Below are 8,060 nucleotides of genomic sequence, written 5' to 3'. Positions count from 1 at the left end.
GAAGGGGGACCGGGTGGTCGTGTGGGGGACCCGGCCGGGGATCGTGCGGGAGGCGGGCCCGGGGGCGTGAGCCTCAGCCGGTGCGGCGGATCAGCAGGACATGGTCGATGACCTCGGCCTGCTGACCGCCGGGGCCGGTCGCGATGCGCCGAGGGGCGTCGGCGCGCTCGACCGTCCAGACCGTCGGGTCGAGGGCGAGCCCGGCGGCGACCTCCTGCGGGCTCGGGTAGTGCGTGTCGGGATCCTGGTTCCACGACCACGGCGCCGCCGACCCGTGGTCGACGACCAGCAGCCGCCCGCCGGGCCGCAGCGCGTGCGCGGCCGTACGCAGCGCGCTCGCCCGGTCGAACGCGTACGGCGTCTGGAGGAACTGGGCGCTGACCAGGTCGAACTCCCCGGCGGGGAAGGACTCGCCGAGATCGTGGCGTTCGGCGCTGACGCGCTCGCCGAGTCCGCGTGCGCGCGCGAGGTCCGCGAGGCGGCCGACCGCGACCGCCGAGATGTCGACGGACGTGACCTGCCAGCCCTGCCCGGCGAGCCACAGCGCGTCGCCGCCGTCGCCGCAGCCGAGGTCGAGCGCGTCGCCGGGTCCGAGTCCCGTCGCGAACTCCGTGAGGCGGGCGTTCGGGCGGGGATCGCCGTTGGCCTCGCGGGCCGCGTAGACGCCGTCCCAGAAGGTGAACGCGTCGGTGGTGTCCATCGGGAACTCCTCGTGTCGGTGGACGGCCAGTCTCACCAGGCACCCCGCGAACAGGCACGGAAACTTGCGGGAACGGCAAAACCGGCCCCGCCGGAACGACGGAGCCGGTCAGTCGCGCAGCGCCTTACGCGGAAGCCCCGCGTGCCCGCCGCCGCAGTGCGAACACCGTCGCCACCGCGCCCGCGGCCAGCACCCCGCCCCCGAGCGCGACCGGCACCACCGGAGACGTCGTGGACGTGTCGGCGGCGACGTTCTGCGCCTTGAGGTCGGCGATGTACTGCGGCGAGGGCGCCGTACGCGCGAAGTGGCCCGGGATCGGCTTGACCGACTTCACGGAGCCGTCCGTGTTCAGCAGCACCTGCTTGTTGTTCGGGTGCCGGAAGTCGAACATCCCGGCCAGGCTGTTCGCGCGCCGGTCGAAGGAACCGTCACCGATCCGCCCGGTGCACCAGTTGTCCTCGATGAACCGGGTGATCGACGCCTGCTCGGTCGCCGTGTGGTCGATCGCGTTCACCTTGCTGTACGGGGAGACCACCAGCAGCGGCTGCCGGGTGCCGGGGCCGCAGCGGTCGGCGTACCCGTGCGCGGCGGCCGGGCCCGCCTGGCAGGCGGGGGAGTCGACGGCCTTGCCGTTCGAGCCGAGCGTCGAGTCCTTCGAGCCGTTCAGGACCTTCGAGGTGACGTGGTCGTACCAGCCGTCGGAGTCGTCGTACGCGATCACGACCGCCGTCGACTTCCACTCCGGGGACTGCTGGAGCGCGTTGATCTCCTTGACCAGGAAGTGCTGTTCGTCGACCGGGTCCGAGTAGGCGGCGTGGCCGTCCTGGTACTCGGCGGCCTTGAGGAAGCTCACCGCGGGGAGGCGGTTGGCCTTGAGGGCCGCGTCGAAGTCGGTGAGGTCGTAGTTGTGGTTCGCGCGGCCCGCGTGGCCGATCTCGGCGACGTTCTTCGGCGCGAGGTGGTGCGGGTTCGACGTCGACCTGTAGTACTGGAACGGCGAGTGGTGCGGCGAGTAGTCCACGACGGCCGCGCCGCCGACGTTGGTGTGCGTGGCGCCCGCGCACTTCGCGCGGTCGCCGCTCTTCCCGTCCCACGCGGTGCTCGGCCGGAACCCGCCCTGGAACCAACCCCAGCTCACGCCCTTGGAGTTGAGCAGGTCGCCGATGTTCCTGCCCTGCATCTGCGCGAGCGCGTCGCTGCTGGTGCGGTCCTTGTCCGAGCAGTCGTCGAACGCCGGGTCGGGGTCGTTGACGACCGTGCCGACGCCCTTCGCGTCCGGCGAGACGACGGTGTACGCGTCGGGCTTCGCCGTCCGCTTGCCGGTCTTCGGGTCGACGGAGACGACGCCGTGGGTCTGGCCGGAGACCAGGTTCAGCGCGCCGGGCGTGGACGGGCCGTACACGGAGCTGAAGGAGTGGTCGCCGAGCGCGTAGTGCTGGGCGTAGTTCCACAGCGCGGTGACGGTGTTGCCGTCGTAGTAGTCCATGACCAGGCCGGGTTCACCGAACAGGCCGGTGCACTTGTCGACCTCGGTGTTCTCGACGTACTTGTCGGCCTTGCCGCCGTTCGCCGCGTACTGCTCCGGGCCGTAGGAGTGGTTCTGGTCGCAGGTCATCGCCTGCGCGGAGGAGAGCCGCTGCGGCGCGTACAGGTTCGGATTCTTCTTCAGCAGGCCCGTGTTCGACAGGTTGTCGGCCTTCGGGGTGCGCGCGGCGGCCCGGAACGTCGTGCCGTCCGTGTTCGCGGCCTGCGGGTAGGTGCCGAAGTAGTGGTCGAACGACACGTTCTCGTCGTAGATCACCACCAGGTGCTTGATCGGCGTCCCGGTGCGCGGGGTGCCGTGGTGGCCGTGCGCGCCGGCCGCCGAGGCGGGGGCGGCTCCGCTCGCCGCGGCCAGGGCGGCGGCGCCGAGCAGGGCGCCGACGCGCGCCAGGCGCCGTACGCCGGAGGGGGTGGGTGTGCCGATCATGCGGGTCTCGCCTTCCGGGAGAACAGGGGTGTACCGACTACGGATCCTGGGTAACGCGTGCGGCCCGGCGGGGGAGAGGCGATGACGGGAGGACGAACGGCAGGTCAGGACATTCTCATGCGAACTTGAACTTTTCTTGACACCACCGGCAGCGTGACACCACCGGCATGCGGTCAGGTGAGAAGAGTCCGGCCCAGCCAGTCCGACCCGTCCCGCACCCCGGGCAGCGCGAAGAAGTACCCGCCGCCGAACGGGCTGACGTAGTCCACCAGCGGCTCCCCGGCCAGCCTCTTCTGCACCGCCTCGAACTGCCGCGCCAGATCCTGCTGGTAGCACGTGAACAGCAGCCCCATGTCCAGGTTCCCGTTGCTGTCCACGCCCCGGTCGTAGTTGTAGCCCCGCCGCAGGATGCGCTGACCGTCCGTCGCGGACGTCCGCGGGTTCGCCAGCCGGATGTGACTGTCCAGCGGGATCACCGAACCCTTCGGGTCCTGCGGGTAGTTGGGTACGTCCGTCTCGCGCCGGCCGTCGAGCGGCGCGCCCGTGTCGCGGGCCCGGCCGAACATCCGCTCCTGCTCGGTGATCGAGACGCGGTCCCAGAACTCGACGAGCATCCGGATCAGCCGGACGACCTGGTAGGTGCCGCCGACCGCCCACGCCGGTTCGCCGTCGCCCGCGCCGACCCACACCAGGCGGTCCATCTCGCGGGAGCTGCCGGTGTCCGGGTTGGCGATGCCGTCCTTGAAACCCAGGTGGTTGCGCGGGGTGCCCGAGGGGCGCGGCGGGCTGATGAAGCCGTCCATGCGCCACCGGATCTGCATCCCGCCGCGCGTGTGCCGGGCGACGTCGCGCAGGGCGTGCAGGACGGTGTCCGCGCTGCCCGCCGTGAACTGGACGCCGAGGTCGCCGTGGCACCAGTCCGGGTCCAGGTCGTCGTCCGGGAACGCGGGCATCGCGGTCAGCCGGCGCGGTCTGCGGGCCGCGAGGCCGTAGCGGTCGTCGAACAGGGACGCGCCCACGCCGACGGTGACCGTCAGACCGTCCGCCGCGACGACCGGGCCGAGGGTCCCCGAGTCGACGGGGGGAGCGGTGATGCCCGCCTCGTCCGGGCTGCCGCCGGCCGTGAGGAACCGGGCGCGGGCGGTCAACGTCCGCAGCAGGTCGGCGAGTTCGGCGCGGTTCTCGGCGGTCGCGTCGAACGACACGTACGCCGTCGCCTGCTGGGCCGGTTCGACGATCCCGGCCTGGTGCACGCCGTGGAAGGGGGCGGCGGAGGGTGCCGCCAGCGCCGTACCCCGGTCGGCGGCGACCAAGCCGGTTCCGGCGACCGCCGCCGCTCCGGCCAGGAAACCCCGGCGTCCGACTTCGCCGCTCACGCTGTCCTCCGTACGTCCGTCAGGGCGGCGACGTCCGCCAGCCGTTCGGCCAGCCCGCTCACATCCGCGTCGACCTTCTCCCGCTGGGCGCGCGTCAGCTGTCCCAGCGGCTTGCCGGCGACCCCGTCCAGCGTGTGCTGGGCGCGGTCCATCCAGGTGTCCAGTTCGGGGAGCCCCGCGTCCCGTGTCGTGAGCAGGGGCCGTAGGAACCCGAGGAGCGCCCGCGTCCCGTCGAGGTTGGCCCGCACGGTCGCCAGGTTGCTGCCGCTCCCGCGGTCCGTGCGCCCCGTCAGCTCGAACTGCACGGCGTTCTCCAGGATCTCGTGCGCCCGCAGCCCCACGTCCGCCGGGTCCATCCGCTCGCCCGGCCAGTCCTGCTGGAGCGCGTGCACGGCGCGATCGAGCGCGTCGGCCGGCGCGCGCAGGCTGCTCGAGGACTCCCCGTGCCACAGCCCCTGCTCGACGCGGTGGAACCCCTCGTCCCGCCCGTTGATCGCCTCGTCGGCGTCCCCGAACGTGCCGTACGCGGCGCCCATCCGCTCGTACACGAGATGCGCCGGCAGCCACGCGGCCCGCGCGGCGGCCAGGTCGCCCCGGTCGACGGCCGCCTTGAGGACGTCCGTCTTTTGCGACAGCTCGACCGTCCGCGCCCCGATCCACTTCTGGTACGCCAGCGTCGGCGCGATCAGCTCCTGCTGCGTCACCGGCAGCGCGGCGGGCCCGCTCCGCGTACGGCTCCCGGTGATCCGTACGGTCGGCCCGGTCACGGCGTCCGCGTCGTCGGGCAGGCACCTGAAGGCGTACGACCCGTCGCCGAGCGTCACCCGCAGTGGCCTCTGCGTCCCGGGTCCGAGCCCCTCGACCTCGCCGTACACCGCGCCCGTCCGGGCGTCGGTGAGATACACCTCGGCTGCGGCGTCGGAGGTGTTGTCGAGGTCGAAGACCTGCCGCCCGCCCGCCGGCTTCTCCCACCCGCGCCCGCAGTCGCCGGACGAGACCCGCACGGTGGTGTGGGGCAGCCCGTCCGGGGCCGCCGACGGCGTCGGATGCGCCCCGCAGGCGGCCACGGCGACGAGCGCGCCGCCCACCAGCAGGGCGCCGCGGAACGGGGTCTCACGTGCGGTTTTCGGCACGCCGGGCCTCCAGGGATGCGTACGGACGAGGCGGCGCGGACGATCGTAAGCACGCCCCCGCACCCGATCCGGCCCCCTGACCTGCTCCTGACCGAACCCTGGCGCAGAATTCGCCCGCGGTTCACCCGAGGAGCGTGGCCAGCACGTGCGGCCACGCGGCGGCCCCGAGCCGCGCGTCCGCCTCAGGGGTTCCGCCGTAGCGGAAGCGCGGGGACGGCGGGAGCGGGGTCTCGCCGGGGAACCGGACGCGGTGCCCCGCCTCCGGGTCGGACACCAGGCGTGCGCCGGGGTGGCGCGCGGCCAGGTCCTCGGCGTGGGGCAGGGACGGCCACATCGCGTCGTCGCCGCCCGCCACCAGGAGCAGAGCGGCCCGGGAGACGGGGATGCGCGCGGCGGGGAGCAGCCGGGCGAGGGTCCGCTCGCTGCGCTCGTACCAGCCCCGGACGGCGACCGGGTCCTCGGCCGGACGCGGCCACGTGTCGTCCATCGGAACGTACGGCAGGGGGCGGCCCCGCCAGGTCCACGACGAGCAGGGGGTGCCGTGCGGGCTCGACCAGACGAGGGAGGTGGGGGAGACGGCGACGACGGCGGCCACGCGCGGGTCGTGCGCGGCGGTCAGGAGAGCGGCCTCGGCGCCCTTGGACGTGCCGAGGATCGTGACCCGGTCCGTCCCGAGCAGGTCGAGCGCGCCGGTGAACGTCTCCAGCGGGACCTCGTCGATCCCCGCCGGCTGCCCGGGACCGCCGAACCAGCGGATCGACAGGGCCGTCAGCCCGTGCTCGGCGAGGAGACGGACGCGTTCGCGTTCGACGCGGCCACTGGAACCGGCGAGGACGAGGACGCCGGTGCCGCCGGCGCGGACGAGTTCATGGTCGTCGGGGTGCATGGGGTGAGCGTAGGGAGGGGTGCTGGGCGTGGCGGAGCCCGGGAGTCGTATCCAGCTCCCGGGCCCCTGGGGATGCCACCCCTTGCGCACGCCGATGGCGTTTAAGAGAAAGGATCAGTCGTCAGGCCGACGTGTTCTTCCTTTGAACTACCGCGCCCTGAAAGAGAGGCGCAGGCGAGATTCGAACTCACATCCGACGGCGTTCGTCCCTTCCCGTTCGATCCGGCGATCGGTGGCGATGCTGAAGCTGGAGCGAGAGTCTGAGATTGATCGCGGTTGCCTCTGCCGATTTGGGCTACCCCGGCGCGTGGTGCCGGGGGAAGGACTCGAACCTTCACTGTGACCGCGTTTTTCAGGCTGAACGTCTCAGTTTCAGCTTGCGCTCCCGCGTGGACCGGGCCTCAATTCCGGTCCGCGCATGTCGCGCACCCCCGCGCTCGCACGCGGGGGCGATGGTGGGGGTGTCAGCTGAACAGGTAGCCGAACACCGCGTCCCCGACCCGCCGGTCGGTGACCTCCGTGCCGTTCGCCTCCTCGCGGGCGAACTTCACGGCCTGCTGCAACTTCTCGACCCGGTCCAGGAGTTCGTTGACCCGCCGGGCGGGCAGCGAGCCGGAGAACTTCACCGTCGTCCAGTAACCGATCGGCACGTCCTCGTAGTACACCTCGACCTGGGCCGGGTGCTTCTCCGTCGCCTCGGCCTTGACGTGGTTGCGCGGCGTCTTCTTCGTCCGGATCGTCCGTACGGGGTCCGTCTTCCACCAGTCCGTCGACGGGTCGAGGGACCAGGACTCGGAGGCGTCCAGCACCGGCAGCTTCTTGACGAAGGTGTGCAGATCGGTGAGCTGCTTCTCCAGGAACAGCAGGTAGCTCACCGGCACGTCCGCGACGACCGTCCGCCCGTCGACCACGACGTCCGCGCGGGCCGCGCAGTTCGCCCAGTCCTTCGTCGCCGTCACGTCGAAGAGCCGCGTCAGCGACGCGGACATCTCCCGCAGCACGTCCTCCGCCTTGACCTGAACCCGCGTGGACTCGGGCGGCAGCTGCTCGCCCTCCTCGTCCTTCGGCTGGTACGTACGCGAGATCCCGGTCAGCAGCGCCGGCTTCTGCACCTTGTGGTGCGCGGCGGTGATGTCCTGGAACGACTTGCTCTTGACGCCCTTTTCGACAGCGATGATCTGGTTGAGCTTCGCCATGTGGCCCCCCTTCGAACACACGAAAACCTAGCGGACGCCCGGCACTTGAGTCGCGCGATTATTTTCCCGGTGACCCGCGCGCCCCGATGATCGTTACGGCGGCATGAGAACGATGACGCGCCGAGCCGCCCTCACCACCCTCCTTACCACGGCCGCCGCCCTGGCCCTCGCGGCCCCCGCCGCGCCCCGCGCCGCCGCGGACCCGGCGTTCGACCAGCAGATCCTCCAGCGCACCAACGACCACCGCGCCCGGCACGGTGTCCCGGCGGTCACCCTCGACCCCGAGATCAGCCGCTGGGCGCAGGAGTGGGCCGACCAACTGGCCGCCGCCCAGCGCCTCGACCACCGCTCCAACAACAAGTACGGCGAGAACCTCCACTACACGTGGCGCTCCGACGGCGCCTCGCCGACCGGCACCGAGGTCGTCGACGCCTGGTACAACCAGGTCCGTTCGTACACCTATTACGGCCGTGAGCCCGACATGGGCACCTTCAAGGACTGGGGCCTGTTCAGCCAGGTCGTGTGGAAGTCCTCCACCCGTATCGGCGTCGGCATGGCGAAGACCACCAACGGCAAGACGTACGTCGTCGTCAACTACGCCCCGGCGGGAAACTTCGTGGGCCAGTTCGCGGAGAACGTCCTGCCGCCCAAGTGACCTACGGGAACGCGGTGACAGACTGATCCCATGTCGACACTCTTCACCCGCATCCTCTCCGGCGAACTCCCCGGCCGTTTCGTCTGGGAGGACGACCGGGCCGCCGCGTTCCTGAGCATCGCCCCCCTCACCCCCGGCCACACCC

Annotated in this window: 7 protein-coding genes; 1 reads left to right on the top strand and 6 read right to left on the bottom strand. The window is 71.8% G+C overall.

The annotated features are described in order from the left end of the window. Positions 1–73 precede the first annotated feature (73 nt). The 6 genes from AOK24_RS36520 to AOK24_RS36495 form a co-directional block, all read right to left on the bottom strand. Positions 74–700, bottom strand: a complete 627-nt coding sequence (locus AOK24_RS36520) for a class I SAM-dependent methyltransferase (RefSeq protein WP_055724254.1) — start codon at positions 698–700, stop codon at positions 74–76. Positions 701–824: 124 nt separating this feature from the next. Then, positions 825–2,669, bottom strand: coding sequence for a phospholipase C (locus AOK24_RS36515; protein WP_055724253.1), 1,845 nt, complete (start codon positions 2,667–2,669; stop codon positions 825–827). Between the two features lie 173 nt (positions 2,670–2,842). Further along, complete coding sequence (gene efeB, locus AOK24_RS36510; protein ID WP_055724252.1) at positions 2,843–4,045, bottom strand: iron uptake transporter deferrochelatase/peroxidase subunit; 1,203 nt, start codon at positions 4,043–4,045, stop codon at positions 2,843–2,845. After that, positions 4,042–5,178: an EfeM/EfeO family lipoprotein gene (locus AOK24_RS36505; RefSeq protein ID WP_055724251.1), complete on the bottom strand. Its 1,137-nt coding sequence runs from the start codon at positions 5,176–5,178 to the stop codon at positions 4,042–4,044. Before AOK24_RS36505 ends, efeB begins: the two co-directional genes overlap by 4 nt. Positions 5,179–5,299: 121 nt before the next feature. Next, positions 5,300–6,064, bottom strand: a complete 765-nt coding sequence (locus tag AOK24_RS36500; protein WP_055724250.1) for an acyl-CoA thioester hydrolase/BAAT C-terminal domain-containing protein — start codon at positions 6,062–6,064, stop codon at positions 5,300–5,302. 464 nt (positions 6,065–6,528) lie between these two features. Further along, entirely contained in the window at positions 6,529–7,260 is a 732-nt protein-coding gene (locus AOK24_RS36495) for a DUF7873 family protein (protein WP_055724249.1), read from the bottom strand. A gap of 103 nt (positions 7,261–7,363) precedes the next feature. On the opposite strand from AOK24_RS36495, the gene AOK24_RS36490 reads away from it, so the two are divergent. Continuing rightward, complete coding sequence (locus tag AOK24_RS36490; RefSeq protein WP_079057177.1) at positions 7,364–7,915, top strand: CAP family protein; 552 nt, start codon at positions 7,364–7,366, stop codon at positions 7,913–7,915. The last annotated feature ends 145 nt before the right edge of the window (positions 7,916–8,060 follow it).

It is taken from the genome of Streptomyces niveiscabiei (genome assembly GCF_001419795.1).
Taxonomy (GTDB): domain Bacteria; phylum Actinomycetota; class Actinomycetes; order Streptomycetales; family Streptomycetaceae; genus Streptomyces; species Streptomyces niveiscabiei.
The sequence above is the reverse complement of the archived record's forward strand: the minus strand, read 5'-3'. Positions and strand labels throughout refer to the sequence as shown.